The sequence below is a fragment of the Kocuria cellulosilytica genome (genome assembly GCF_040981245.1).
In the GTDB taxonomy this organism is placed as follows: domain Bacteria; phylum Actinomycetota; class Actinomycetes; order Actinomycetales; family Micrococcaceae; genus Kocuria; species Kocuria cellulosilytica.
On record NZ_JAVFWZ010000007.1, the window covers coordinates 143,164 to 167,809 of the forward strand.

Below are 24,646 nucleotides of genomic sequence, written 5' to 3' on the forward strand. Positions count from 1 at the left end.
GGCCAGCACAACCACGCGTCCCTCCCGGTTATGCCCGTGCCGCGTGGAAGACTGGGGGCATGCCACGTCGCTCCCCGCCGGTCCCCGCCGCCCCCGAGCCCCCCTCCGCGACGCAGTGGGCGCGCGGGGCCGTGGTGGGCGCCGCCGTCACCGTGGGGGCGGCGTCCCTGTCCTTCGGGCTCTCGAGCGCGGCGGCCGCCTACTTCGCGCGGCAGGTGGTGGTGCCCCCGAAGTACCGCTCCGAGGACCTGCAGATCCTCGGCGTCACCCGCACCGGCGAGGACGGCGATCCGTCCGCGACGACGCTCGTGCGGCTCCCGGCCACGGTGGACACGACGGTCGCGGGGACCTACAGCCTGCGCTTCGACGCGGGCCGCGGGCACGCCCGGATCGGCGCCATCCGCTCCTACTCGCCCCAGGAGGGGACCGTGACCCGGGTGGTCGAGGAGGTCTACTCGGGAGACCTCCTCCGGGCGACCCGCGGCTTCTGGTCCGGGACGGTCTACCCGGACCCCGGGGCGGCGGGCCTGCCGTTCGAGGAGGTGGAGATCCCGATCGAGGTGGGGCCGGCGCCCTGCTGGGTGGTCCCCGCGGAGGGCGGGCCGACCCCGGAGGGCGAGCGGCCCCGGGTGCTCCCGGGGCCGTGGGCGATCATGGTGCACGGGCGCGGCGCCAACCGGATGGAGACGGTCCGCGCTGTGCCGGTGGCCCGGGAGCTCGGCCTGACCTCCCTGCTGATCTCCTACCGCAACGACCGGGAGGCGCCGCCCACGCACGACTTCCGCTACGGGCTGGGCTTCACGGAGTGGAAGGACGTGCAGACGGCCATCAGCTACGCGAAGTCCCGCGGCGCCACGCAGATCGTGCTCTTCGGCTGGTCCATGGGCGGGGCGATCGCGCTGCAGACGGCGGACCTGTCCTTCTACCGCGACGACATCGCGGCCCTCGTGCTCACCGGGCCGGTGGTGGACTGGTTCGAGCTGATCGCCCACCACTCCCGCACCCGTCGCATCCCCTCCGGGATCGGCCGGCTGGCCACGAACCTGATCTCCCACCCGGCCGGGCGGATGCTGACGGGTCTGGCCGCGCCGGTGGACCTCCGGGCCCTGGACTGGCTCTCCCGGTCCGAGCATCTGCGCACGCCCACCCTGGTGCTGCACTCCGTGGACGACGAGTTCGTCCCGGCCGCCAGCTCCCGCCGGCTGGCGGAGCTCAATCGGCTCGTGGAGTTCGTGCCCTTCGCCCGCGCCCGGCACACCAAGGAGTGGAACGTGGACCCGCGGCGCTGGGAGGACGCGGTGCGGCGCTGGCTGCCGGCCCGGCTCGCCCAGGACGCCCGGTCCCTCGGGGCCGCCCGGGTCCGGGCCCGCTGAGCCCGCTCAGGACCGCAGCGCGGCGGTGCGCCCGCCGGTGAGCCGCAGCAGCTCGCCCGGCGGCAGCTCGATCTCGAGCCCCCGCCGCCCGCCGGAGACGAGGACCGTGGCCCACGCCGCGGCGGAGTCGTCGAGCAGGGTGGGGGAGGGCGTCCGCTGCCCGAGGGGCGAGATCCCGCCCACCACGTAGCCGGTGCGCCGCTCCGCCGAGCGGGGCTCGGCGAGGGCCGCCCGCTTCCAGCCCAGCGCGGCCGCGGCCGCGCGCAGGGACAGCCGCGCGGACACGGGCAGCACCGCGACCGCCCACTCCCGCTCGTGCACGACCAGAAGGGTCTTGAGCACCTGCTCCGGGTCGCGCCCCAGCGCGGCGGCGGCCTCCCGGCCGAAGGACGCCGCCGCGGGGTCGTGGGCGTACTCGTGCACCGTGAAGGCCACGCGCTCGCGCGCCAGCAGCGCGACGGCCGCGGTGGGGCCCGCGCCGCGGGACGCCTTGGCCATGCCGGTGCCCGGGGCCCTCAGGCGTCCTGGAGCTCGCGGACCCGCCGCTTGATCCGGGCGAGCATCGCGGACATCCCGCGCATCCGCAGGGGGGACACGAGCTGGGTCAGCCCGAAGCGCTCCGGCAGGTCGTCGGGGACGTCGAGGACCTCCTGGGCCGGGAGCCCGTCGAGCCCCTCGTGCAGGATCGAGGCGAAGCCGCGGGTGGTCGGGGCCTCCGCCGGGGCGGAGAAGAACAGCCGCACCGGGGCGCCGGGGCCGGGGGAGGCGCCCTCGTCCCACTCGACCGTCAGGAACAGCGGCGACTGGCACTCGACGACCTGCTCGAGCTCCTCCGGGTGCTCGCCCAGGCGGTCCGGCAGCGCCGGCAGCGAGCGGGAGAAGTCGAGCAGCAGCTCCAGCTTGTCCTCCTGCGGCACCGCCGTGAAGTCCGCGACGAGCTCCTCGAGCTGGGCGGGCAGGGCGCCGCTCATCGGGCCGACCCCGGGACCTCGCCGGGTGCCTCGCCGAGGACGATCGGCACGCGCACCGAGTTGCCCCACTCGGTCCAGGACCCGTCGTAGTTGCGGACCCGCTCGAAGCCCAGCAGGTGCTTCAGCACGAACCACGTGTGGCTGGAGCGCTCGCCGATGCGGCAGTACGCGATGATGTCGTCGTCGTCGGAGAGCCCGACCTCGTCGCGGTAGATCGCCTCGAGCTCCGCGCGCGGTCGGAAGGTGGCGTCCTCGGCGGCGGCCCGGGCCCACGGCACGGACGCCGCGGTCGGGATGTGCCCCCCGCGAAGCGTGCCCTCCTGCGGGTAGTCGGGCATGTGCGTGCGCTCGCCGGTGTACTCCGGCAGGGACCGGACGTCGATCAGCGGCTGCTCGCCCAGGTGCGCCAGCACGTCCTCCTGGTAGGCCCGGATCGGGGCGTCGTCGCGCTCGACCACGGGGTAGTCGGCGCGCTCGGGCACGACCTTCTCGGTGGACAGCTCCCGACCCTCGGCGACCCACTTGTCCCGCCCGCCGTTCATGAGCCGGACGTCCGGGTGGCCGAACAGCTCGAACACCCACAGGGCGTACGCGGCCCACCAGTTGGACTTGTCCCCGTAGACCACGATCGTGGTGTCGCGGGAGATCCCCTTGCGCGCCATCAGCTCGGCGAACTCCTCCGCGTCGACGTAGTCGCGGGTGTCGGGGCGGTTGAGGTCGGTGTGCCAGTCGATCTTGACGGAGCCGGGCACGTGGCCGGTCTCGTAGAGCAGGACGTCCTCGTCCGACTCGACCACGACGACTCCCGGGTCGTCCAGGTGCTCGGCCACCCACTGGGTGGACACGAGGCGCTCGGGGTGCGCGTACTGCGCGAAATCTGGGTTGTTCTCCACGGCGACGCCCATGGGGACTCCTTCCGGGGTGGGGTTGCGGGGCACGGGTCCTTCCGGACCTTCTTCATCCTCCAGGGTAGTGGTCCCGGCGGCGCCCGTTCCCGCCGGGACGCCGCCGGGGCCGTGCCGGGGGCCGGATTTCGCGGCGGGCGCATCCCGGGCGGCGGCCAGCCGGTAAAATCGCCGGAGCACGCGCGTGCGCCGCTCGGCGCGCCGAACCAGCGAACCGCCGGGCACGGCGGACAGAGAGGTCTCCCACGTGAGCATCCAGATCGAACACCTCACCGAGCGGCGCCCCCAGGTGTCGGCGGACGAACTGCTGGCGGCGTTCCGGCCCTCGGAGCGTTTTGGGGAGGTCTCGTTCGACACGTACCGTCCCGACCCGCAGCAGCCGTCCCAGGCGGAGGCGGTGCGGGAGCTGCGCAAGTTCGCGGACTCCGTCAACCGCTCGACCGGCTCCGGCGGCGGGTTCTTCAGCAAGCTCTTCGGCGGGGGCCAGCCCAAGGACGCGATGCGGACGGGGATCTACCTCGACGGCGGGTTCGGCGTGGGCAAGACCCACCTGCTCGCCTCGCTGTGGCACGCCGTGCCCGGGCCCAAGGCGTTCGGCACCTTCGTGGAGTACACCAACCTCGTGGGGGCCCTGACGTTCCGCAAGGCCGTCGACGCCCTGAGCACCTACAACCTGGTGTGCATCGACGAGTTCGAGCTCGACGACCCCGGCGACACGGTCCTGATGTCCCGGCTGATGCGCGAGCTCGCGGACTCAGGCGTGCGGATCGCGGCGACCTCCAACACGCTGCCCGGCTCGCTCGGCGAGGGCCGCTTCGCCGCCCAGGACTTCCAGCGGGAGATCCAGGTGCTGGCCGACCAGTTCGAGGTGCTGCGCATCGACGGCGAGGACTTCCGCCACCGGGGCCTGCCGCAGGCCCCGGCGCCGCTGTCCGAGGCCGAGCTCGAGCGCGCCGTGGAGGAGCACTTCCCGGACCGGGTGGTGGCCGCGGACCGGTTCGCCGACCTCGTGGAGCACCTCGCGGGCGTGCACCCCTCCCGGTACCGCAAGCTCCTCGAGGGGATCGACGCCGTGGTCTGGCAGGACGTGCACACCATCGAGCAGCAGGCCGTGGCCCTGCGCTTCGTGGTGCTGGCGGACCGGCTCTACGACAAGAACCTGCCGATCATCGCCTCCGGCAGGCCCTTCGACGAGGTCTTCACCGAGGAGATGATGGCCGGCGGCTACCAGAAGAAGTACTTCCGCGCCGTGTCCCGGCTCACCGCCCTGGCCCGCGAGGGCATCCTCGGGGACGTCTCCGCGGTCTGACCGGGCGCGTCCGCCGGCCGGGGCCGCGGCGGGCGGCCCGGCCCGCGCGGGCCGGGGGCGCGGCAGGACGACGAAAGAGGGGCAGGACGACGACAGAGGGCCCCGGCTGATCTCCAGCCGGGGCCCTCTGTGGTGCTGCTCGTGCGCGATACTGGGTTCGAACCAGTGACCTCTTCGGTGTGAACGAAGCGCGCTACCACTGCGCCAATCGCGCTCACTGCTCGAAAACCATAACCCAGATCCCCGCCGTGGGCCAATTCGGGCCCCGGCGCGGCCCGCCGGCCGCGTCCCGCCGCGGGATCGCGGGGAATTTGGCGTTTCGGAAATCCGTCCCGTACAGTCTTTCCCTGTCAGGAACACCGACGGGCTCCTGCGGACGGAGCGGCTGGAAGGCCGCCCCGGCTCGTGCTCCCGCCGGTTCCGGCACGCCCCGGACCGGCGCGAGGAGCACCGGAACGGGTTGTGCTAGAGTTCCTGATCGGAAGATCGAGAGATCGGCCGAAGCAAGACATGCGGACGTAGCTCAGCTGGTAGAGCACCACCTTGCCATGGTGGATGTCGCGGGTTCGACTCCCGTCGTCCGCTCGCAGTGATCGGCATGAAACGATGTCGTGACCGACGGCCCTGTCCGTGAGGACCAGGTCCCGGTGGGGTGGCCGAGTGGTTAGGCAGCGGCCTGCAAAGCCGTCTACGCGGGTTCGAATCCCGTCTCCACCTCGGTGCACACCCACCACGCTCGACGATCTCCTCCGGAGACCGCCGGTAGAGCGCGATTGGCGCAGCGGTAGCGCGCTTCCCTGACACGGAAGAGGTCACTGGTTCGATCCCAGTATCGCGCACCACCAGGAAGGCCCCGGCTCCCACGAGCCGGGGCCTTCGTTGTGCCCGGCCCCCGGGCGGGCGGGTGCGGGACCCACGGCGGGTGCCGCCGGTCCCGTGTCCGAGGCGGTCGGTAGCCTGCGGGCCAGGGCCCGGAGCACCGGGCCCGCCCCGGGACCCGGGGACGCGAGGGAGAGGCGACGAGCAGCGTGACACAGCCCAGGCTGGCGGAACAGACCGAGTACGGACGGATGTACGCGAGGTCCGTGGCGGACCAGGCGACCGTCCCCTCCATCACCACGGTCCTCTCCCGGGCCGCCACGGACCTGGACGGCTGGTACGGCTACTCCGCCGCGCAGGCCGCGGTGCGGGACGACCGGCTGCGCGCGGCCCTGGGCTCACCGGCCCAGCTGCGCGCCGTCGTGCGCGACGCGGCCAAGGCCGCCGAACGGCACCGCGACGAGGCCGCGGCGCGCGGGGACCGCGTGCACACCTACGCCGAGCAGATCGCCCTGCGCGCCCTCGGCCGGCCCCACCGGGCGGCCGAGGCGCGCGCCGCCCTGGCGGAGCGCGGCGAGGAGCGCTTCGCCTCCCGCTTCGACGAGTGGTGGGACCTCTACACCCCCGAGCCGCTCGCGGTGGAGGTCACGGTCTGGAACTCCACCGTGGGCTACGCGGGCACCCTCGACCTCGTGGCCCGGATCGCGGGCAAGGTGTGCTTGATCGACTACAAGACCAAGGGCACGGACCGGGACGGACGCGTGAAGTCCCTCGACCCCAAGGTCGTGACCCAGCTCGTGGCCGGGCTGAAGGCGGAGGAGTCCCTCGTGGACGCGGACGCCGGCACCTGGGAGCCGTGGGCCTACGGCGGCGCCGACCTGCTGCTGGGCGTGGCGGTGGGCGAGACGGAGGTCGTGCCCGTGCAGGCCGTCCCGGCGGTCCTCGAGCAGCACTGGTACAAGTTCTGCGCGCTGCACCGCGTGTGGACCCAGGAGACGGCCCTCGCCGCGGCGGGCCCGGCCCTGCGCCCCGTGCCGCCGCCCCCGCTGCGCGAGCAGCCGTAGCGCCCGGCGCACCCCGCGTGCCGGCGGGGACGGGACGGCCCGTAGACTTGTCGGGTCGAGAGCGAGGTCCCTCCATGTCCGTCCTGCCCATCCGCACCATCGGTGATCCCGTCCTGCGCACCCGCGCCGAGGAGGTCACGGTGTTCGACGACGCCCTGCGCCGCCTCGTGGCGGACATGCACGAGACGATGCTGGACGTCGGGGGCGTCGGCCTCGCCGCGCCCCAGGTGGGGGTGAGCGTGCGGCTGTTCACCTGGGCGGTCGAGGGCAGCGAGGGCCACGTGGTCAACCCGGTCCTGGAGGTGGGCGAGGAGCCCCAGGAGGGCGGCGAGGGCTGCCTGTCCGTGCCGGGGCTCGGCTTCGACACCCCCCGCCGGAACTGGGCCCGCGTCACCGGCCTCGACCAGCACGGCGGTCCCGTGGCCGTCGAGGGCACCGGTCTGCTGGCGCGCTGCCTGCAGCACGAGACCGACCACCTGGACGGGCGGCTCTACGTCGACCGGCTGGTGGGCGCCGCCAAGAAGGAGGCGATGCGGGCCATCCGCGCCGCCGACTACGACGGGGTGGTGCGCGGCGTGGCCGGGCAGCGCGCCGCGCACGTGGGCTCGTCCTTCGGTGCCGGCTCGTCCTTCGGTGCCGGGTCCTCCTTCGGTGCGGGGTCCTCGCCCGGCGCCGGCCCGTCCCGCCTCGCCTGAGCCCCGCCCCGCCCGAGCCACCCGCCCCGCCGCCACCCGTCAGGAGAGCCGTGAAGATCCTCTACGCCGGCACGCCGTCCGTCGCCGTGCCGTCCCTGGTCCACCTGGCCGAGTGGCCCGACGTCGAGGTCGTGGCCGTGCTGACCCGCACCGACGCCCCCGTGGGGCGCAAGAAGGTGCTCACGCCCTCGCCCGTGGCCGAGGAGGCGGGGCGGCGCGGCATCCCCGTGCTCAAGGCCAACCGGGTGGACGCGGAGCTGACCGAGCGGATCCGGGGACTGGGGGCGGACGTCGCCGCCGTCGTGGCCTACGGGGCCCTGGTCCCGCAGGCCGCCCTGGACGCCGTGCCGCACGGCTGGATCAACCTGCACTTCTCCCTGCTGCCGCAGTGGCGCGGCGCCGCGCCCGTGCAGCGCGCCCTCATGGCCGGGGACACGGTGGTCGGCGCCAGCACCTTCCTGCTGGAGGCCGGTCTGGACACGGGGCCCGTCCTCGGCACCATGACCGACGTGGTCCGCCCCGAGGACACCGCCGGGACGGTGCTGGAGCGCCTGTCCCGCACCGCCGCACCGCTGCTCGCGGACTCCCTGCGCGCCGTGGTCGACGGCTCCGCCCGCCCGGCCCCGCAGCAGGGCGAGGTGACCCACGCCCCCAAGCTCACCGCCGAGGACGGGCGGGTCCGCTGGACGGAGCCCGCCGTGGCCGTGGCGCACCGGGTGCGCGGGGCGACCCCCGAGCCCGGGGCGTGGACCCGGCTGGAGGACCGCAGGCTCAAGCTCGACCGCGTGGTGCCGCGGCCCGACGTCCGGGGGCTGGCCCCGGGGCGGTGCGTGCTGCGCGGGGACGCCGTGCTCGTGGGCACGGGATCGTACGCGGTCCAGCTCACCCGGGTGCAGCCGGCGGGGAAGAAGACCATGGAGGCCACCGCCTGGGCGCGGGGCCGCAGCACGGAGGACGAGGTGGTGTTCGAGTGAGCGAGCGCGAGGACCGGCAGCACGGCGCCCGGCGGGGCGAGCGCGACCGGCGGCCCGGGGGCCCGCGGCGCAGCGCCGGGGGACGCGAGCGCAACCGGCCCGCGCAGGCCGACCGGAGCTTCTCCGCCGCGGCGCCCGCGCGGCGGACCCGGCGGGCCGATCCGGCCCGGCTGGCCGCGTTCGAGACCCTGCGCGCGGTGTCCGAGGAGGGCGCCTACGGCAACCTCGTGCTGCCGAAGCTCGTCCGGGCCCACCGCCTGGACCGGCGGGACGCGGGCTTCGCCACGGAGCTGGCCTACGGGGCGCTGCGCTGGCAGGGCACCTGGGACGCCGTGCTGGCCCGGTGCGTCGACCGTCCCCTCGGCGCGCTCGACGGCGCGGTCCTGGACGCCCTGCGCCTGGGCACCCACCAGCTGCTGGCCATGCGCGTGCCCGACCACGCCGCCCTGGACCAGACGGTGGGCCTCGTCCGGGCCGTCGTCGGGGCGGGCCCCGGCGGGCTCGTCAACGCCGTGCTGCGCAAGGTCGCGGCCCGGGGCCTGCCGGCCTGGATCGCGGAGCTGACCGCCGACGCCGCGGACGAGACCGCCCGCCTCGGGCTGGCCCACGCCCACCCCGCGTGGGTGGTCCGGGCGCTGCGCCAGGCGCTGACCGCCCACGGGCGGGACGCCGCCGAGATCGAGGCCCTGCTCGAGGCGGACAACGCCGCCCCCGTGGTCAACCTCGTGGCCCTGCCGGGCCTCGGCGACCTCACCGAGGCTCTCGCCGCGGGCGCCGAGCAGGGGAGCCTCGTCCCGGACTCGGCGCTGAGCAGCGGCGGTGACCTGCACCGGCTGGCGTCCGTCCGCGGGGGCGGGGTCCGCGTCCAGGACGCCGGGTCCCAGCTCGTGGCCCGCGCCCTGGTCGCCGCCGGGCAGGGCCCCGGCGGCGACCGGGGCGGTCCCGGCAGCGCGGAGGGCGAGCGCTGGCTGGACCTGTGCGCCGGCCCGGGCGGGAAGGCCGCCCTGCTCGCGGCGCTCGCCGACCGGCGCGGGGCGCACCTGACGGCCAACGAGGTGGCCCCGCACCGGGCCGAGCTCGTGCGCCGGGCCCTGCGACCGGTCCCGGAGCGGGCCTGGTCGGTGCGCACGGGGGACGGCCGCCACGTCGAGGAGCTGCTCGACGGCCGCACCGCGGAGCAGGCCGGCTTCGACCGGGTGCTCGTCGACGCCCCGTGCACCGGGCTCGGGGCGCTGCGCCGCCGCCCGGAGGCGCGCTGGCGGCGCAGCCCCCGCGACCTGGCCGAGCTCGGGCCGCTGCAGCGGGAGCTGCTGCACGCCGCCCTGGACGTGGCCCGCCCCGGCGGCCTGGTCGCCTACGCCACCTGCTCCCCGCACGCCGCCGAGACCCTCGCCGTCGTCCAGGACGTGCTGGCCGGGCGCCGGGACGCCGAGCCGGCCGACGCCCTGGAGCCGGTCCGCGCCGCAGCCCTGCCCGGCAGCCTCGAGGGGGACCGCGACCCGTCCCGCCCGTGGGAGGGCGGCTCCGGCGCGGTGACCGTCCAGCTGTGGCCGCACGTGCACGGCACGGACGCGATGTTCCTGGCCCTGCTGCGCAAGCGCTGACGCCCCGACCGACCGACCACCTCCAGGAGTCCCCGTGTCCCGAACCTGCATCCACCCCTCGATCCTCTCCGCCGACTTCGTCAACCTCGAGGCGGAGCTCGGCCGGATCAGCACCGCCGACGCCGTGCACGTGGACGTCATGGACAACCACTTCGTCCCGAACCTGACGCTGGGCATGCCCCTCGTGGAGCGGATCCTCGCGGTCAGCCCCCTCCCGCTGGACGTGCACCTGATGATCGAGGACGCGGACCGCTGGGCCGCCGGCTACGCCGAGCTCGGCTGCGAGTCGGTGACCTTCCACGCCGAGGCGGCGCGCGCCCCGCTGAAGCTGGCCCGCGAGCTGCGCGCCCACGGTGCCCGGGCCGGGATGGCCCTGCGCCCCGCGACCCCCGTGGAGCCGTACCTCGACCTGCTGCCGGAGCTGGACATGCTGCTGGTCATGACGGTGGAGCCGGGCTTCGGCGGGCAGGCCTTCCTCGACGTCACCCTGCCGAAGATCCGGCGGGCCGCCGAGGCGATCCGGGCGGGCGGGGGCCGGGTGGCCCTGCAGGTGGACGGCGGGATCACGGAGGAGACCATCGTGCGGGCCGCGGAGGCCGGGGCCGACACGTTCGTGGCCGGCTCCGCCGTCTACGGCGCGGGGGACCCCGAGGCCGCGATCACCGCGCTGCGCGGGGCGGCCCGCGCGGCCCAGGACTGAGCCGGCGGCCCGCCGCGCCCCGGCGGGCCGCCGGCGGCACCCCCTGTGACATAATCGAGGCACGAACAACGTGTTCCGGGGTCGGTGCAAGTCCGAACCGGCGGTCACAGTCCGCGAACCGGACGACCACGTCCGTGCAGGCGCCCAGCGCCCGCACCGGCGGGTCGCCCGGCCGAACCGGTGGAACTCCGGTACCGACAGTCACAGTCTGGATGGAAGGCAACACGTTCAACGGCTCCCGTGCCGTGCCGTCCACGGCACCGGCCACGGCGCCGTCCGGACCCGCGGGTCCGGCCGGCCGCACCGTTGTCCTGCGCCCCGGAACCGACCCGGGAAAGGACGACGTGATGGACCCGCAGCACCGGAGCGGCGACGACGCCGAGCGGTCGGTCATGCGGACCGCCCTGCACGCGGCGGCGCGCGGCCCGCGCGGGGCCAATCCGCTCGTGGGTGCCGTCCTCGTCGACGCCGGGGGCCGGGTCCTGCACGTCGGCCACCACCGCGGGGCGGGCACCGTCCACGCCGAGGTCGACGTCCTGGAGCGCGCCGCGGCCGCCGGCACCGACCTGCGCGGGACCACCATGTACGTGACCCTCGAGCCGTGCAACCACTGGGGCCGCACCGGCCCGTGCGCCCAGGCGATCATCGCGGCGGGCGTGCCCCGGGTGGTCTACGGCGCCCCCGACCGCACGCTCGCCGCCGCCGGCGGCGCCGCCACCCTGCGGGCCGCGGGGGTCGAGGTCCGGGGAGGGGTGCTGGCCGGAGAGGCGGAGGCCCTCAACGACCGCTGGGGCGAGACGATGCGCGCCCAGCGGCCGTTCGTGACGCTGAAGGTCGCCCAGAGCCTCGACGCCCGGATCGCCGCCGCGGACGGGACCAGCCGGTGGATCACGTCCTCGTCCGCCCGCGAGCACGGCCACGACCTGCGGGCCCGCGCCGACGCCGTCCTCGTGGGCAGCGGCACGGTCCTCGCCGACGACCCCCGCCTCACCGCCCGCACCGGCGACGGCGGCGCCGTGCCGCGGCAGCCCCTGCGCGTGGTCATGGGCCTGCGCCCGGTGCCGCCGGACGCCGCGATCCGCGGGACCGACGGGCGCTTCCGGCACGTCGCGACCCGCGACCCGCACTCCGCCCTGGCCGAGCTCTACGACGCCGGCGTGCGCCACGTGCTGATCGAGGGCGGGGCCACCGTGGCCGCGGGATTCCTGCGCGCGGGGCTCGTCGACGAGCTGAGTCTCTACCAGGCGCCCCTCGTGCTCGGGGCCGGACGGCCCGCCTTCGAGGAGCTGGGCGTGGGCACCCTCGCGGACGCCTCCCGGTGGCGGCTCGACCCCACCGGTGGTGGGCCCGTGCAGCAGCTCGGCCCGGACCTGTGGATCCACCTGCGGCCCGTGCCGCCGGACTGAGCGGCACCCGGTCCGGGGCCACCGCGCCGGGCCGCGGGCGCGGCCGGCACGGGCCCGGGACGAAGAGACCGAAGACCGACAGACAGCAGACCGACGGGCTGCAGACCGAGAGACAGAGGAAGCACCGCATGTTCACAGGAATCGTCGCCGGCCAGGGCACCGTGCGCTCGGTCGACCCCGGCCCGGACGGCACGAGCGCCCGCCTCCTCGTGGACGCCGGGCCCCTCGTCGCGGACCTGCCGCACGGCGGCTCCCTCGCCGTCAACGGCGTCTGCCTCACGGCCACCCGCACCGCGGAGATCGGTCCCGGTCAGTTCCTGGCCGACGTCATCGGCGAGACGCTCGTGCGCACCACCCTCGGAGCGCTGGCCGCGGGCGACAGCGTGAACCTGGAGCGCTGCGTGCCCGCCGGGGGGCGGCTCGACGGTCACGTGGTCCAGGGCCACGTGGACGGCACGGGCACCGTCTCGGCCCGGGAGGACCTCGGGGAGTGGGAGCGGGTCCGGGTCGCCGTGCCCGCCGAGCTGGCCCCGTTCGTCGCCGAGAAGGGCTCGGTCGCCGTCGACGGCGTGTCCCTCACCGTGACGGCCGTCAGCGCGCCCGGGGCCGCGGAGCACTGGTTCGAGGTCGGGCTCATCCCGGCGACCCTGGCGGAGACCACCCTCGGACGCCGCCCCGTCGGCGCGTCCGTCAACCTCGAGGTCGACGTCCTCGCGAAGTACGCCCAGCGCCTGCTGGCCTTCGCCCGGACCGACAGCACCCCGGCGCCGGGAACGGCCCGGACCACGGCAGGAGAAGGAGCATGATGCGGACCAGCAGCACCCACGAGGGAACGGGCCGCGGCGGGGACGGGACGACCGGGCAGATCCGGCTCGACCCCGTGGGCGCGGCCGTCGAGGCCATGGCCCAGGGCCGGCCCGTCGTCGTGGTGGACGACGCCGACCGGGAGAACGAGGGCGACATCGTGTTCGCCGCCGAGCACGCGACGCCCGCGCTGATGGGCTTCACGATCCGGCACACCTCCGGGGTCGTGTGCGTGCCCATGACCGGGGCCCGGGCGGACGCGATGCGGCTGCCCCCGATGGTCGACGTCAACGAGGACTCGAAGGGCACCGCCTACACCGTCACGTGCGACGCCCGCGACGGGGTGAGCACCGGCATCAGCGCCGCCGACCGCGCGCTCACCGCACGGGTGCTCGCCGACCCCGCGGCCGGACCGGGGGACATCACCCGGCCCGGGCACGTGCTGCCCCTGCGCGCCGCGGACGGCGGGGTCGCCGTCCGCCGGGGGCACACCGAGGCCGCCGTCGAGCTGTGCTCCCTCGCGGGCCTCGAACCCGTGGGCGTGATCGCCGAGCTCGTCCACGACGAGGGCTCGATGATGCGCCTGCCCGCCCTGCGCGCCTTCGCCGACCGGCACGGCATCCCGCTCGTGAGCATCGAGGACCTGGCGGCGCAGCTGCAGGAGGACCGCCGATGAGGCCGGACGCCCCCCTGGTCAGCTCCGAGCCCGTGGTCGTGCCCACGCCCGAGGGCCGGTTCGAGGTCATCGGCTGGCAGCTGCCGGGCGGGCCCGGGAACGCGGTCGCCGAGCACCTCAGCCTCACCGCGCCGTCCCCGGGCCGCGTGCCCGTGGGCCGCCCCCCGCTGGTGCGGCTGCACTCCGAGTGCCTGACGGGGGACGTCTTCGGCTCCTTCCGCTGCGACTGCGGACCCCAGCTGCACCTGGCGCTGCGGCGGATCGCCGAGGACGGCGGCACCCTGCTCTACCTGCGCAACCACGAGGGCCGGGGGATCGGCCTGGTCAACAAGCTGCGCGCCTACAAGCTCCAGGACGGCGGCGCGGACACGGTCGAGGCCAACGAGCTGCTCGGCCTGCCCGCCGACGCCCGGGACTACTCCGCGGCGGCGGCCATCCTGCACCGGCTCGGGCTGAGCCGGATCCGGCTGCTGAGCAACAACCCCGCCAAGGCCGAGCGCCTGGCCGACCTGGGCATCGACGTCGTCGCGATGGTGCCCAACGAGGTGCCGGCCCGCCCGGAGAACCACGACTACCTCGTGACCAAGCGCGACCGCATGCGGCACCGCCTGCGCCACGTCGACGACACCACCGCCCCCCGCCGCGGCGCGCCGGAGCCCGCGGACCGGACCGGCGGCACCGCCCACAGCACGTTCGACAGCACCCTCGACAGCACCTTCGACAACGATCTCGACAGCACAGGAGACCTCACCCCATGAGCGGACACGGCGCCCCCGACATCGACCTCAGCACCGCCGACGCGAGCGGCCTGCGCGTGGCCGTCATCGCCTCGAGCTGGCACACGGTGATCATGGACGGGCTGCTCGACGGCGCCCGCCGCGCGCTCGCCGACGCCGGCGTGCGGGACGCGCCGGTGGTGCGCGTGCCCGGCAGCTTCGAGCTGCCCGTCGCCGCCGCGCGCCTGGCCCCGGGCCTGGACGCCGTGGTGGCCCTCGGGGTGGTGGTGCGCGGCGGCACCCCGCACTTCGACTACGTGTGCTCGGCGGCCACGCAGGGACTCACGGACGTGTCGGTGCGCACCGGCGTGCCCGTGGGCTTCGGGGTGCTCACCTGCGACACCGAGCAGCAGGGCCTGGACCGTGCCGGGCTCGAGGGCTCCCAGGAGGACAAGGGCTACGAGGCCACGGCCGCCGCGGTGCGGACCGCGCTGCTGCTGCGCTCCCTCGGCGTCTGAGCCCCGCACCGCGGGCCGTCCGGTGCGCTGCCGGTCGGGAGGCCCCCGCGGACCCATTACCCTGGTAGTCGTGAAAACCTTCGAGACCCTCTTCGCCGAGATCAGCGACAAAGCCGCGACCCGCCCGGAAGGCTCGGGCACGGTCCGCGAGCTCGACACCGGCGTGCACGGCATCGGCAAGAAGGTCGTCGAGGAGGCCGCCGAGGTCTGGATGGCCTGCGAGTACGAGACCTCGGAGCAGGCCGCGGAGGAGATCTCGCAGCTGCTCTACCACCTGCAGGTGATGATGGTCGCCAAGGGCCTGCGGCTCGAGGACGTCTACCGCCACCTTTGAGCGCCCCGCCGCACCGGCGTCCCCGCCCCACCGAAGCCCCGAAGCCGAGAAGGAACCCCATGCTGCGTGTCGCAGTGCCCAACAAGGGCGCCCTGTCCGAATCCTCCGTCACGATGCTCAAGGAGGCCGGCTACCGGCAGCGCCGGGACTCCCGCGAGCTGGTGCTCGTGGACCCCGAGAACAACGTCGAGTTCTTCTACCTGCGCCCCCGGGACATCGCCGTGTACGTGGGCGGGGGCATCCTCGACGTGGGGATCACCGGCCGGGACCTGCTCCTGGACTCCGGCGCCCACGCCGACGAGGACCTGGGACTGGACTTCGCCCGGTCCACGTTCCGCTTCGCGGGGCCCGCGGGCGAGTTCTCCTCGATCGCCGAGCTGGCGGGCCGGCGGATCGCCACGAGCTACGACGGCCTGCTGCGCGACCACCTCGCCGAGCGCGGGGTGGACGCCTCCGTGGTCCGTCTCGACGGGGCCGTGGAGTCCTCGATCCGGCTGGGCGTGGCCGACGCGATCGCCGACGTCGTGGAGACCGGCAACACCCTGCGCGCCGCGGGCCTGCAGGTCTTCGGCGAGCCCATCATGACCTCCGAGGCGCTGCTCATCCGCAGCCGTGCCGCCACCGAGCCCGAGGGCCTGGCCGTGCTGCGCCGCCGCCTGCAGGGGGTGCTCGTGGCCCGGCAGTACGTGATGATGGACTACGACGTCGCCGAGGAGTACGTCGAGGCCGCCACCCGGATCACCCCCGGCATGGAGGGGCCCACCATCTCCCGGCTCGGCCGCGGCAACGCCTGGGCCGTGCGCGCCATGGTCCCCAAGTCGGAGACCAACAAGGTCATGGACGCCCTCTACGACGTCGGGGCGCGCGCCATCCTGGTCTCCCCGATCCAGGCCGCCCGGATCTGAGTCCTGCCCACCCGCCCGTTCCCGCAGCCGAGGAGGTGCCGCCAGTGGGCGTTGCCGTACGTGTCATCCCGTGCCTGGACGTCGACGCCGGTCGAGTCGTCAAGGGCGTGAACTTCGAGAACCTGCGCGACGCCGGTGACCCGGTCGAGCTCGCCAAGCGCTACAACGAGGCCGGCGCGGACGAGCTGACCTTCCTCGACGTCACGGCGTCCTCGGCGGCCCGGGCGACGACCTTCGACGTGGTCTCCCGCACCGCGGAGCAGGTCTTCATCCCCCTCACCGTGGGCGGCGGCGTCCGCGCGGTCGCCGACGTGGACCGGCTGCTGCGCTGCGGCGCGGACAAGGCCTCCATCAACACCGCCGCGGTCGCCCGTCCGGAGGTGATCGACGAGATCACCGGGCACTTCGGCAGCCAGGTGCTCGTCCTGTCCCTCGACGCCCGCCGCACGGGCAACACCGCCTCGGGCTTCGAGGTCACCACCCACGGGGGGCGCACGCTGACCGGCCTCGACGCCCTCGACTGGGCGCGGGAGGCCGAGGACCGCGGGGTGGGGGAGATCCTGCTCAACTCCATGGACGCGGACGGCACGCAGGAGGGCTTCGACCTGGAGATGATCCGGGCCGTGCGCGCCCGGGTGCACGTGCCCCTGATCGCCTCCGGCGGCGCGGGCGCCCCCGAGCACTTCCCGCCGGCCGTGGACGCGGGCGCCGACGCCGTGCTCGCCGCCTCGATCTTCCACTTCGGTCCCGTGCACGCGATCGCCGAGGTCAAGGACGCGCTGCGCGCGGCCGGCCACGAGGTGCGCTGAACGACCCGTGGCCCGGGACGTCCTGCGGGCGTAGAGTCGGCAGTGAGCTGACGACAGTCGCTCGACAGGCCGACGACGAAGGAGTCCACCGTGGGACTGAACAGCATCATCAGGAGCTTCACCGGGCGATCCGGCGGGACGACCGCCGGGCGCGCCGCCGGCGGCCGCCGGGGCACCCGCGGAATGAACGCCGCCGGCCAGGCCGGCGCGGGCCGGTCCGGCCGCGGTCTCGGCGGCAAGCTGCGCGGCCTCCTCAACCGCCGATAGCGCACCGTGCGGCAGCGGCCCCGCCCCGGGGCCGCTGCCGCACGCGCGGAGGAGACCGATGAGCACGTCCGAGAGCTCCGGGGCGGGGGAGGACCCCCGCGCCCCGGGCGGCCCGCTCCGGCGGACGTCGTTCTCCACCCGCGACCCCGACCGGGGCATCGAGGCCATGTCCGAGCTCTACACGGGCCTCGGCATGCGGGCGCCGGCCGACGGCTCGTTCGAGCTGCGGATGGCGGCGGCCTCGACGGGCCCCCTCCTGGCGCACCGGTTCCGGCTGGCCACCTCGGAGTCCTCGGGCACGGGCGACGTCTCGGGCACGTACTCCGTGGTGCACGTGCTGACCGGGCGGCTGACGGTCAGCGCCGGGAGGGAGCAGATCAGCACGGCCCTGCCGTTCCTGCTGCCGCAGGGGCTGTACGGTGGCCGGTGGGACGGGCTGCTGGAACTGGGCACCGTGGTCCTGGACGCGGACGCCGTCCAGGACCTCGCGCGCGGCCTGCTGGGCGAGCCGGCCTTCGGACTGCGCTTCACGGGCAGCACGCCGGTGTCCCCGCAGCTGACGCAGTACTGGCTCTCCGAGGTCCGGCACTTCCACCAGGACCTGCTGCCCAACGCCGAGGCGCTGAGCACCCCGCTGGTGCGGGCCGAGGCGTTCCGGGCGCTGGCCACGGCGCTGCTGCACTGCTTCCCGAACACCTTCCTCGCGCAGCCGGCGCCGTCCGCGGGCGCACCGGCGCTGCCCGCCCAGCTGCGCCGGGCGGTGGCGTTCGTCGAGGAGCACCTGCACGAGGACATCGGCCTCGCCGAGATCGCCGCGGCGGCGCGGATGAGCCCGCGGGGGCTGCAGGCCGCGTTCCGCCGGGAGCTCGGCCGCACGCCCGTCGGCCACCTGCGGGAGGCCCGCCTGGACGCCGCCCGCCGCGACCTGCTCCGCGCCGACCCGGTCGCGGACGAGACGGTCGCCGCCGTCGCGGCGCGCTGGGGCTTCGCCCACCCCGGGCGCTTCGCGACCGCCTACCGGAGCCGGTTCGGCGAGGCGCCCAGCGCCACGCTGCACCGCTGAGCCCGCCGGCTCAGGACCCGCCCCGGCAGGTCTCGTCCAGCCACTCCCGCACGGGGGCGAGCGCCTCGTCGAGCGCCTGCCCGTCGAAGCCGGCCGAGGGGTCCTCCGCCAGCTCCTCGCCGTAGGAGTCGACCAGCAGCTGCACCCGCGCGAGGTCCGCGGCCAGCGCCGGCGGAGCCGCGTCCCGCACGGCCTCCACCTCGTCCTCGACGTCCTGGACGTCCGCCACGGTCGGCCCGGCCGAGAGCCCGGCCGGCAGCAGGGCGAGCGCCAGGAGGTCGTCGGCGACCGCCGCGCACGCCTCCCTCCGGTCCGGGTACGCACCCCACGGGCCGGACGGGGCCGGCGCGGGCGTCCCGGCGGGGGAGGTCGCCGGCGCGGCCGTGGCGCCGGGGGAGGCGCCGGGGGGGCCCGGCGCGCCGGGGTCCCCGCACCCGCCCACCAGCGCGACGGCGAGAACGGCCGCCACCGCGCCGGGGGCCGCACGCCACCGCCCCGCCACCGTCGTGGATCGCATCGTCCTCGTGCCCCGTCCGCCGCCGATCTGGTCCTGCTCCCACCATAGGTGCCACCGCCCGGCCCGGGCAGGGCCCCGGCGCGGACGGATCCCCGCCGCCGGGACTCCTATCCTGGAGCCCGGAGGGCCGGGAGGAGGTCGAACGTGCGAGTCGTCGTCGTCGCCGCCCGGGCCTGCGCCCTGGCGGTCGCGGTCTGGGCCCTGGTCTCCCGGTCCGAGTGCGCCTTCGTGACGCGCACCTGCCTGGGCTCCAACCTGTTCAGCTACTTCACGATCCACAGCGCCCTCCTGCTGGTGGTGGCCCTGCTGCTGGCTTCGCTGCACACCGCCGCCGGGGCCGAGGAGCCGGGCTGGCTGACCGGGCTCCGGGCGATGGCCACCACCTACACCGTGGTCTCCGGGACGGTCTTCGGGGTGCTGCTCGCCAACGCGGAGCTGTTCGGCCACCTCTTCCTCGTCCCGCTGTCCTCGCAGGTGCTGCACTTCGTGCTGCCCGTCTACGCCGTGGCCGACTTCCTGCTGGGCCCCGGCCGCCGGCGGCTGCGCTGGGCCGCGACCTGGGCGTCCACCGTGTTCCCGGCCCTGTGGGCCGTCTACACCCTGGTCCGGGGGCAGATGGTGGGCTGGTACCCGTACTTCTTCCTCGACCCGGCCCTCGTGGGCGGCTACCGGGCGGTGGGCACCTACGCCCTCGGGCTGTCCGTGCTCATCCTCGCGGTGTCCTTCCTGACCGTCGCCGCCACCCGGCTGCCCACCGTCCCGCCGGACCCGCGCAGGAGCTCCTGAGCGCCCCGGGCCGCTCCCGCCGGCCCCCGCCGGACGGTCCCGGCCCGTGGCGTGCGGCCGGGTCGATAGGATGGGTGGCGATGAGCGAGCAGACCCCCGACACCGGAACCGACGTCCTCGACCCCGCCGTGGCCCGGCGGCTCAAGCGCGACCCCCAGGGCCTCGTGGCCGCCGTGGTGCAGCAGCACGACACCCACGAGGTGCTGATGCTGGGCTGGATGGACGACGAGGCCCTGCGCCGGACCCTGACGGAGGGGCGCGTGACGTTCTGGTCCCGCTCCCGCCAGGAGTACTGGCGCAAGGGCGACACCTCCGGGCACGTCCAGGCGGTGCACAGCGTCAGCCTCGACTGCGACGGCGACGCGCTGCTCGTGCAGGTCGACCAGACCGGCGCGGCCTGCCACACCGGCACCCGCAGCTGCTTCGACGGCCGCGACCTCGGCGCCGTCTCCGCCGTCTGACCCGCCCACCCCCGTACTCCCGTCCGCCACCAGGAAGTCAGGTCGAGACCCATGCAGGACCTGGGCACCATCAGCCCCACGCTCGAGGAGTTCCGCGCGCTCGCCGCGGAGCGCCGCGTCATCCCCGTCCGCGTCAAGATCCTCGCGGACGCCATGACCCCGATCGGGCTCTACCGGGCGCTCGCGCTCGAGGACGGGGCGGCCCGGCCGGGCACGTTCCTGCTCGAGTCCGCGGCCGAGGGCGGGGTGTGGTCCCGGTACTCGTTCATCGGCGCGAACTCCCGGGCCACCCTCACGGCCCGGGACGGCGAGGCGCACTGGATCGGGCAGGCCCCGGCCGGCGCCCCCACCGGCGGCAACCCGGTCGAGGCGCTGCGGGACACCATGGCGCTGCTGCACACGGAGCGCTTCGAGGACGTCCCGCCGCTGACCTCGGGGCTCGTGGGCTTCGTGGGCTGGGAGGCCGTGCGCCGCTGGGAGAAGCTCCCGCACCCGCCCGAGGACGACCTGCGGATCCCCGAGCTGGCCATGAACCTGGTCTCGGACATCGCGATCCACGACAACACGGACGGCACCGTGATGCTCGTGGCCAACGCCGTCAACTTCGACGACACCGACGAGCGCGTCGACGAGGCCTGGGCCGACGCGGTGGACCGGGTGCACGCGATGCTGGAGAAGCTCGCCCGGCCCCTCGGCCACGCCACGGCCTCGACGCTCACCGGCACCGACGAGATCCGCGGCGACCTGGAGTCCAAGGTCGACCAGAGCTGGGACCGCACCCTGTTCATGAACTCCATCGTGGAGGGCAAGAAGGCCATCGTGGACGGGGACATCTTCCAGGTCGTCGTCTCCCGCCGCTTCGAGACCGAGTGCACGGCCGACTCCCTCGACGTGTACCGCATGCTGCGCGCCATCAACCCCAGCCCGTACATGTACCTGTACAGCTTCGAGGACGCCGGCGGCCGTCCCTTCGCCGTCGTGGGCTCCTCCCCGGAGGCGCTCGTGACCGTCACCGGCGACCAGGCCGTGACCCACCCCATCGCCGGCTCCCGCCCGCGCGGGCGCACGGTCGAGGAGGACGTGGCGCTGGAGCGGGACCTGCTCCAGGACGAGAAGGAGCGCTCCGAGCACCTCATGCTCGTGGACCTCGCCCGCAACGACATCTCCAAGATCGCCGTCCCGGGCTCGGTGGAGGTCACGGAGTTCATGGAGGTGGAGCGCTTCAGCCACATCATGCACCTGTGCTCCAACGTGGTGGGCCGGATGCGCCCGGACGCCACGGCCTACGACGTGCTCGCCGCGACGTTCCCCGCCGGGACCCTCTCGGGGGCGCCCAAGCCGAGGGCCCTGCGCCTGCTCGACGAGTACGAGCCCCTGCGCCGCGCCGTCTACGGCGGCGTGGTCGGCTACCTCGACTTCGCGGGGGACATGGACATGGCCATCGCCATCCGCACCGCCCTGCTCGTCGACGGCAAGGCCTACGTGCAGGCCGGCGGCGGGATCGTCGCCGACTCGGACCCCGAGACCGAGGCCCTGGAGTCCCTCAACAAGGCCACCGCGCCGCTGCGGGCGGTCATGCTCGCCGAGCGGCTGGAGGCCCTGGACCTCGACCGCGTGGCCGTGCCGGGAACCGGTGCCGGGCGTGCCTGAGGCCCGCGCGTCCCTGCCGGCGGCGCTGTCCCGGCGGTCCACGGTGGTGCTCGCCACGCTGGTGGCCGCCCTGGCCGTGTTCGCCTGCTCGGCCGCCACGTGGGTCTCCGCCACGGTGCAGACCACGCTGCAGCCTGTGACCGTGGACGTCGCCGGGTCCGACGCCGCCCCGGCCGTCACCGCCCTCGGTCTCGTCGCCGCCGCCGGCGCCCTCACCACGGCGATCTCCGGGCGGGTGCTGCGCGCCGTGGTGTCCTCGGTGGTGCTGCTCGCCGGGCTCGGCGCCCTCGCGGCGTCCGTGGCGGTGCTCGCGGACCCGGCCGGCGCGGCGCAGACGGCCGTGGGGGAGGCCACCGGCATGATCAACGCCGGCGGCGACTTCGCCGTGACTCTCTGGCCGTGGCTCGCCGCGGCCGCCGCGGGTCTCGTGGCGCTGTGCGGCGGCTGGGCCCTGGTCGCGGGGCGGTCGTGGACCGCGGCCCGCCGCTACGAGCGCTCCGGGCCGGACGGGCCCCCGGCCGGGACGGCCCGTCGCGGGGACGAGATCGACTCGTGGGACGCCCTCACCGAGGGCCGCGACCCCACCGCCTGAGCTCCCCGCCCGCCCCGGGCACGGGCCCGCCGCCGCGGGAGGCCGGACGCCCGGGAGTCCCGTCGGGCGTGCGCGGGCGCGGCCCCGGGGGTGGCACAATGGGGCGGGACAGACTGTCAGCAACCGCCGCGCCCCGCCGGGGCCGTGCGAGCCGAGCCGGCCGGCTCCGGCAGGGAAATCGGGAGTGCAACAACATGGCAAACGGAAACGAGATCGTCCTCGACCACACCGGCTTCGTGGGGCACGGCAACACGCTGGCCGCGTGGGTGACCATCGGCATCATGTCGCTGGGCGTCATCGTCGGCGTGGTGGGCTTCACGGTGGGCAGCACGGCCGTGCTGATCGTGGGCATCGTGCTGGTCGCCGTCGGGCTCGTGGCCGGTGCCGTGCTCCGCTCCATGGGCCACGGCAGCGGCTCCGAGCAGCGCAAGCACGAGGCCCGCAACCACCAGGGCTGAGACCGGGCCGGCGCGAGCCGGCCACGGGGGCGCGGCACGCGCCCGGATCGGCCGGCTCCCGTCGGGAGCCGGCCGCCGTCCCGCCCGGCCCGCACCCCACGAACGCACCAGGGCGGCCCGCGCCGCCGAGAGGACAGGAAACCATGTCGCAACAGAGCACCGGGACGGTCCTGGACGCCATCATCGAGGGCGTCCGGGCGGACCTGGCCGAGCGCCGCGCGCAGGTCGGCCTCGACGAGCTCCGCCGCGCGGCCGCCCAGCGGCCTCCGGCCCTGGACGCCGAGTCGGCGCTGCGGGGACCCAGCGCGGACGCCGTGCAGGTCATCGCCGAGGTCAAGCGCTCCAGCCCCTCCAAGGGCGCGCTGGCCCCGATCGACGATCCCGCCCGCCTGGCCGCGGCCTACGAGCACGGCGGCGCCTCGGTGATCTCCGTGCTGACCGAGCAGCGGCGCTTCAACGGCTCCCTGGCCGACCTCGACGCCGTGCGCGCGGCCGTGGGCGTGCCCGTGCTGCGCAAGGACTTCACGGTGGACGAGTACCAGATCTGGGAGGCGCGGGCCCACGGGGCGGACCTCGTGCTGCTGATCGTCGCCGCGCTCTCCGACGACGAGCTGCGCCGCTTCCTCGCGCTGACCCACGAGCTGGGCATGCACGCGCTGGTCGAGACGCACACCCCGGAGGAGATCGAGCGCGCGGTCGCCGTGGGCGCCCGCATCGTGGGCGTCAACGTCCGCAACCTCAAGACGCTCGACACCGACGTCGAGACCTTCGGCCGGCTCGCCGGGCTCCTGCCCCAGGACGCGGTGATCGTGGCCGAGTCCGGGGTCGAGGGCGAGGAGCAGATCGCCCTCTACGCCTCGCACGGGGCCAAGGCCGTCCTGGTGGGGGAGACCCTCGTGCGCAGCGCCGAGCCGGCCGCGACCATCACGAGCTTCCGCGCGGCCGGCGCCGCCGCGCGGGCCGCCCGGCGCGTCCCCGAGGCCGAGGCGGAGGCCGTCGCCGCGGAGGCGTCCTCCCTGCGCGGGGCCCCCGGGCCGTACTTCGGGGACTTCGGGGGCCGGTGGATGCCGGAGTCCCTCATCGCCGCCCTCGACGAGCTGACGGACGTCTTCGAGAAGGCGAAGGCCGACCCGGAGTTCATCGCCGAGTTCCAGCGGCTCTCCCGCGACTACTCGAACCGGCCCTCCCTGCTCACCGAGGCCCAGCGCTTCGCCGCCGAGGCCGGGTGCCGGGTCTTCCTCAAGCGGGAGGACCTCAACCACACCGGCTCGCACAAGATCAACAACGTGCTCGGCCAGGCGCTGCTCGCGCGGCGGATGGGCAAGACGCGGCTGATCGCCGAGACCGGCGCCGGCCAGCACGGCGTGGCCTCGGCCACCGCGGCCGCGCTGTTCGGGATGGAGTGCGTGGTCTACATGGGCGAGGAGGACACCCGGCGGCAGGCCCTCAACGTCGCGCGGATGGAGCTGCTGGGCGCCACCGTGGTGCCCGTGACCAACGGCTCCCGCACGCTCAAGGACGCGATCAACGAGGCGCTGCGGGACTGGGTCGCCTCCGTCGAGCACACCCACTACCTGCTGGGCACCGCGGCGGGGCCCTACCCGTTCCCCGCGATGGTCCGCTACTTCCACGAGCAGATCGGCGAGGAGACCCGCGAGCAGGTCCTGGCGCAGACCGGGCGGCTCCCGGACGCCGTGGCGGCCTGCGTGGGCGGCGGCTCCAACGCGATCGGGATCTTCCACGGCTTCCTGGACGACCCCTCGGTGGAGCTGTACGGCCTCGAGGCCGGCGGGGACGGCGTGGAGTCCGGACGCCACGCCGCCACGATCTCCCTGGGCCGGCCCGGGGTGCTGCACGGCGCCCGGACCTACCTCATGCAGGACGAGGACGGGCAGACCCTCGAGTCCCACTCGATCTCCGCGGGCCTGGACTACCCGGCCGTGGGCCCCGAGCACTCGTACCTGCACGACATCGGGAGGGCCCGCTACGAGGCGATCACCGACTCGGAGGCGATGGAGGCCTTCCGGCTGCTGTGCCGGACCGAGGGCATCATCCCCGCGATCGAGACCTCCCACGCCCTGGCCGGGGCGCTGAAGATCGGCCGCCGCTGGGTCGAGGAGCTCGGGCCGGAGGCGGCCGCGGAGAAGGTCGTCGTCGTCTCCCTCTCGGGGCGCGGCGACAAGGACGTGGCGACCGCCGCGGAATGGTTCGGGATGCTCCCGGACGACAGCGCCGAGGCTGAGCTCGGCGAGAAGGGCGAGCGACTGTGA

27 protein-coding genes, 4 tRNA genes and 1 riboswitch are annotated in these 24,646 nt (G+C 75.2%); of the genes, 26 read left to right on the forward strand and 5 right to left on the reverse strand.

What is annotated here, in order from left to right:
- The first annotated feature begins 59 nt into the window (after positions 1-59).
- Positions 60-1,373, forward strand: a complete 1,314-nt coding sequence (locus tag RCG67_RS11930) for an alpha/beta hydrolase family protein (protein ID WP_368826488.1) — start codon at positions 60-62, stop codon at positions 1,371-1,373.
- 6 nt (positions 1,374-1,379) lie between these two features.
- Here RCG67_RS11930 and ybaK read toward each other — a convergent pair whose 3' ends face one another.
- The 3 genes from ybaK to RCG67_RS11945 are packed head-to-tail and all read right to left on the reverse strand — an operon-like array spanning position 1,380 to position 3,249.
- Positions 1,380-1,871 carry a Cys-tRNA(Pro) deacylase gene (ybaK, locus tag RCG67_RS11935; protein WP_368826490.1) on the reverse strand — a complete coding sequence of 164 codons (492 nt, stop codon included), beginning with the start codon at positions 1,869-1,871 and terminating at the stop codon, positions 1,380-1,382.
- Between the two features lie 17 nt (positions 1,872-1,888).
- The gene (locus tag RCG67_RS11940; RefSeq protein WP_058873659.1) at positions 1,889-2,344 is read right to left on the reverse strand and encodes a SufE family protein; all 456 of its coding nucleotides are present in this window, start codon (positions 2,342-2,344) and stop codon (positions 1,889-1,891) included.
- On the reverse strand, positions 2,341-3,249 hold the full coding sequence (locus tag RCG67_RS11945) for a sulfurtransferase (protein ID WP_368826493.1): 909 nt from the start codon (positions 3,247-3,249) through the stop codon (positions 2,341-2,343). Before RCG67_RS11945 ends, RCG67_RS11940 begins: the two co-directional genes overlap by 4 nt.
- A gap of 247 nt (positions 3,250-3,496) precedes the next feature.
- Here RCG67_RS11945 and zapE point away from each other — a divergent pair, with 247 nt between their 5' ends.
- On the forward strand, positions 3,497-4,558 hold the full coding sequence (gene zapE / locus RCG67_RS11950; RefSeq protein WP_368826495.1) for a cell division protein ZapE: 1,062 nt from the start codon (positions 3,497-3,499) through the stop codon (positions 4,556-4,558).
- 142 nt (positions 4,559-4,700) lie between these two features.
- Here zapE and RCG67_RS11955 read toward each other — a convergent pair.
- A tRNA-Val gene (locus RCG67_RS11955) sits at positions 4,701-4,772 on the reverse strand.
- Positions 4,773-5,070: 298 nt separating this feature from the next.
- Here RCG67_RS11955 and RCG67_RS11960 point away from each other — a divergent pair.
- The 18 genes from RCG67_RS11960 to RCG67_RS12045 all read left to right on the forward strand — a co-directional run bounded on the left by RCG67_RS11960 (position 5,071) and on the right by RCG67_RS12045 (position 17,912).
- A tRNA-Gly gene (locus RCG67_RS11960) sits at positions 5,071-5,143 on the forward strand.
- A 61-nt stretch (positions 5,144-5,204) separates the two neighbouring features.
- Positions 5,205-5,275 (forward strand) — tRNA-Cys (locus RCG67_RS11965).
- Positions 5,276-5,325: 50 nt separating this feature from the next.
- Positions 5,326-5,400: transfer RNA gene (locus RCG67_RS11970), tRNA-Val, on the forward strand.
- Positions 5,401-5,586: 186 nt separating this feature from the next.
- Entirely contained in the window at positions 5,587-6,441 is an 855-nt protein-coding gene (locus RCG67_RS11975) for a cytochrome (protein ID WP_368826497.1), read from the forward strand.
- A 74-nt stretch (positions 6,442-6,515) separates the two neighbouring features.
- Positions 6,516-7,136 carry a peptide deformylase gene (gene def / locus RCG67_RS11980; protein WP_368826499.1) on the forward strand — a complete coding sequence of 207 codons (621 nt, stop codon included), beginning with the start codon at positions 6,516-6,518 and terminating at the stop codon, positions 7,134-7,136.
- A 50-nt stretch (positions 7,137-7,186) separates the two neighbouring features.
- On the forward strand, positions 7,187-8,110 hold the full coding sequence (gene fmt / locus RCG67_RS11985; RefSeq protein WP_368826501.1) for a methionyl-tRNA formyltransferase: 924 nt from the start codon (positions 7,187-7,189) through the stop codon (positions 8,108-8,110).
- Positions 8,107-9,714: an RsmB/NOP family class I SAM-dependent RNA methyltransferase gene (locus tag RCG67_RS11990; protein ID WP_368826503.1), complete on the forward strand. Its 1,608-nt coding sequence runs from the start codon at positions 8,107-8,109 to the stop codon at positions 9,712-9,714. Before fmt ends, RCG67_RS11990 begins: the two co-directional genes overlap by 4 nt.
- A 34-nt stretch (positions 9,715-9,748) precedes the next feature.
- On the forward strand, positions 9,749-10,414 hold the full coding sequence (rpe, locus tag RCG67_RS11995; RefSeq protein ID WP_368826505.1) for a ribulose-phosphate 3-epimerase: 666 nt from the start codon (positions 9,749-9,751) through the stop codon (positions 10,412-10,414).
- A 66-nt stretch (positions 10,415-10,480) separates the two neighbouring features.
- Positions 10,481-10,644: riboswitch (FMN riboswitch) on the forward strand.
- Positions 10,645-10,761: 117 nt separating this feature from the next.
- Positions 10,762-11,820, forward strand: a complete 1,059-nt coding sequence (ribD, locus tag RCG67_RS12000; protein WP_368826507.1) for a bifunctional diaminohydroxyphosphoribosylaminopyrimidine deaminase/5-amino-6-(5-phosphoribosylamino)uracil reductase RibD — start codon at positions 10,762-10,764, stop codon at positions 11,818-11,820.
- Between the two features lie 128 nt (positions 11,821-11,948).
- Positions 11,949-12,626, forward strand: a complete 678-nt coding sequence (locus RCG67_RS12005) for a riboflavin synthase (RefSeq protein ID WP_368826509.1) — start codon at positions 11,949-11,951, stop codon at positions 12,624-12,626.
- Complete coding sequence (gene ribB, locus RCG67_RS12010) at positions 12,626-13,300, forward strand: 3,4-dihydroxy-2-butanone-4-phosphate synthase (RefSeq protein WP_082697015.1); 675 nt, start codon at positions 12,626-12,628, stop codon at positions 13,298-13,300. Before RCG67_RS12005 ends, ribB begins: the two co-directional genes overlap by 1 nt.
- Entirely contained in the window at positions 13,297-14,058 is a 762-nt protein-coding gene (locus RCG67_RS12015; protein WP_368826511.1) for a GTP cyclohydrolase II, read from the forward strand. The genes ribB and RCG67_RS12015 overlap by 4 nt, the downstream gene beginning before the upstream one ends.
- Positions 14,055-14,534, forward strand: a complete 480-nt coding sequence (ribH, locus tag RCG67_RS12020; RefSeq protein ID WP_058873648.1) for a 6,7-dimethyl-8-ribityllumazine synthase — start codon at positions 14,055-14,057, stop codon at positions 14,532-14,534. The genes RCG67_RS12015 and ribH overlap by 4 nt, the downstream gene beginning before the upstream one ends.
- A gap of 70 nt (positions 14,535-14,604) precedes the next feature.
- The gene (locus RCG67_RS12025; protein WP_058873647.1) at positions 14,605-14,868 is read left to right on the forward strand and encodes a phosphoribosyl-ATP diphosphatase; all 264 of its coding nucleotides are present in this window, start codon (positions 14,605-14,607) and stop codon (positions 14,866-14,868) included.
- A 59-nt stretch (positions 14,869-14,927) separates the two neighbouring features.
- Entirely contained in the window at positions 14,928-15,773 is an 846-nt protein-coding gene (gene hisG / locus RCG67_RS12030; protein WP_368826514.1) for an ATP phosphoribosyltransferase, read from the forward strand.
- A gap of 44 nt (positions 15,774-15,817) precedes the next feature.
- Positions 15,818-16,582 carry an imidazole glycerol phosphate synthase subunit HisF gene (gene hisF, locus RCG67_RS12035; RefSeq protein ID WP_058873645.1) on the forward strand — a complete coding sequence of 255 codons (765 nt, stop codon included), beginning with the start codon at positions 15,818-15,820 and terminating at the stop codon, positions 16,580-16,582.
- A gap of 90 nt (positions 16,583-16,672) precedes the next feature.
- Positions 16,673-16,849, forward strand: a complete 177-nt coding sequence (locus tag RCG67_RS12040) for a hypothetical protein (RefSeq protein ID WP_368826517.1) — start codon at positions 16,673-16,675, stop codon at positions 16,847-16,849.
- 58 nt (positions 16,850-16,907) lie between these two features.
- On the forward strand, positions 16,908-17,912 hold the full coding sequence (locus RCG67_RS12045; protein ID WP_368826519.1) for a helix-turn-helix transcriptional regulator: 1,005 nt from the start codon (positions 16,908-16,910) through the stop codon (positions 17,910-17,912).
- A 10-nt stretch (positions 17,913-17,922) separates the two neighbouring features.
- Here RCG67_RS12045 and RCG67_RS12050 read toward each other — a convergent pair whose 3' ends face one another.
- Positions 17,923-18,429 (reverse strand): hypothetical protein, encoded by a 507-nt coding sequence (locus tag RCG67_RS12050; protein ID WP_368826521.1) that lies wholly within the window; start codon positions 18,427-18,429, stop codon positions 17,923-17,925.
- Between the two features lie 144 nt (positions 18,430-18,573).
- Between RCG67_RS12050 and RCG67_RS12055 the strand changes: the two genes are divergently transcribed.
- From RCG67_RS12055 to trpB, 6 genes are all read left to right on the forward strand, one after another.
- Positions 18,574-19,215, forward strand: a complete 642-nt coding sequence (locus RCG67_RS12055; protein ID WP_368826523.1) for a Pr6Pr family membrane protein — start codon at positions 18,574-18,576, stop codon at positions 19,213-19,215.
- Between the two features lie 80 nt (positions 19,216-19,295).
- Positions 19,296-19,676, forward strand: a complete 381-nt coding sequence (gene hisI / locus RCG67_RS12060) for a phosphoribosyl-AMP cyclohydrolase (RefSeq protein ID WP_368826525.1) — start codon at positions 19,296-19,298, stop codon at positions 19,674-19,676.
- Positions 19,677-19,727: 51 nt separating this feature from the next.
- A complete protein-coding gene (locus tag RCG67_RS12065; protein WP_368826526.1) occupies positions 19,728-21,326 on the forward strand; it encodes an anthranilate synthase component I in 1,599 nt (532 codons plus the stop codon).
- Positions 21,319-21,918: a Trp biosynthesis-associated membrane protein gene (locus RCG67_RS12070; RefSeq protein ID WP_368826528.1), complete on the forward strand. Its 600-nt coding sequence runs from the start codon at positions 21,319-21,321 to the stop codon at positions 21,916-21,918. The genes RCG67_RS12065 and RCG67_RS12070 overlap by 8 nt, the downstream gene beginning before the upstream one ends.
- Positions 21,919-22,112: 194 nt before the next feature.
- The gene (locus RCG67_RS12075) at positions 22,113-22,376 is read left to right on the forward strand and encodes an HGxxPAAW family protein (RefSeq protein WP_368826530.1); all 264 of its coding nucleotides are present in this window, start codon (positions 22,113-22,115) and stop codon (positions 22,374-22,376) included.
- 143 nt (positions 22,377-22,519) lie between these two features.
- A complete protein-coding gene (trpB, locus tag RCG67_RS12080) occupies positions 22,520-24,646 on the forward strand; it encodes a tryptophan synthase subunit beta (RefSeq protein WP_368826532.1) in 2,127 nt (708 codons plus the stop codon).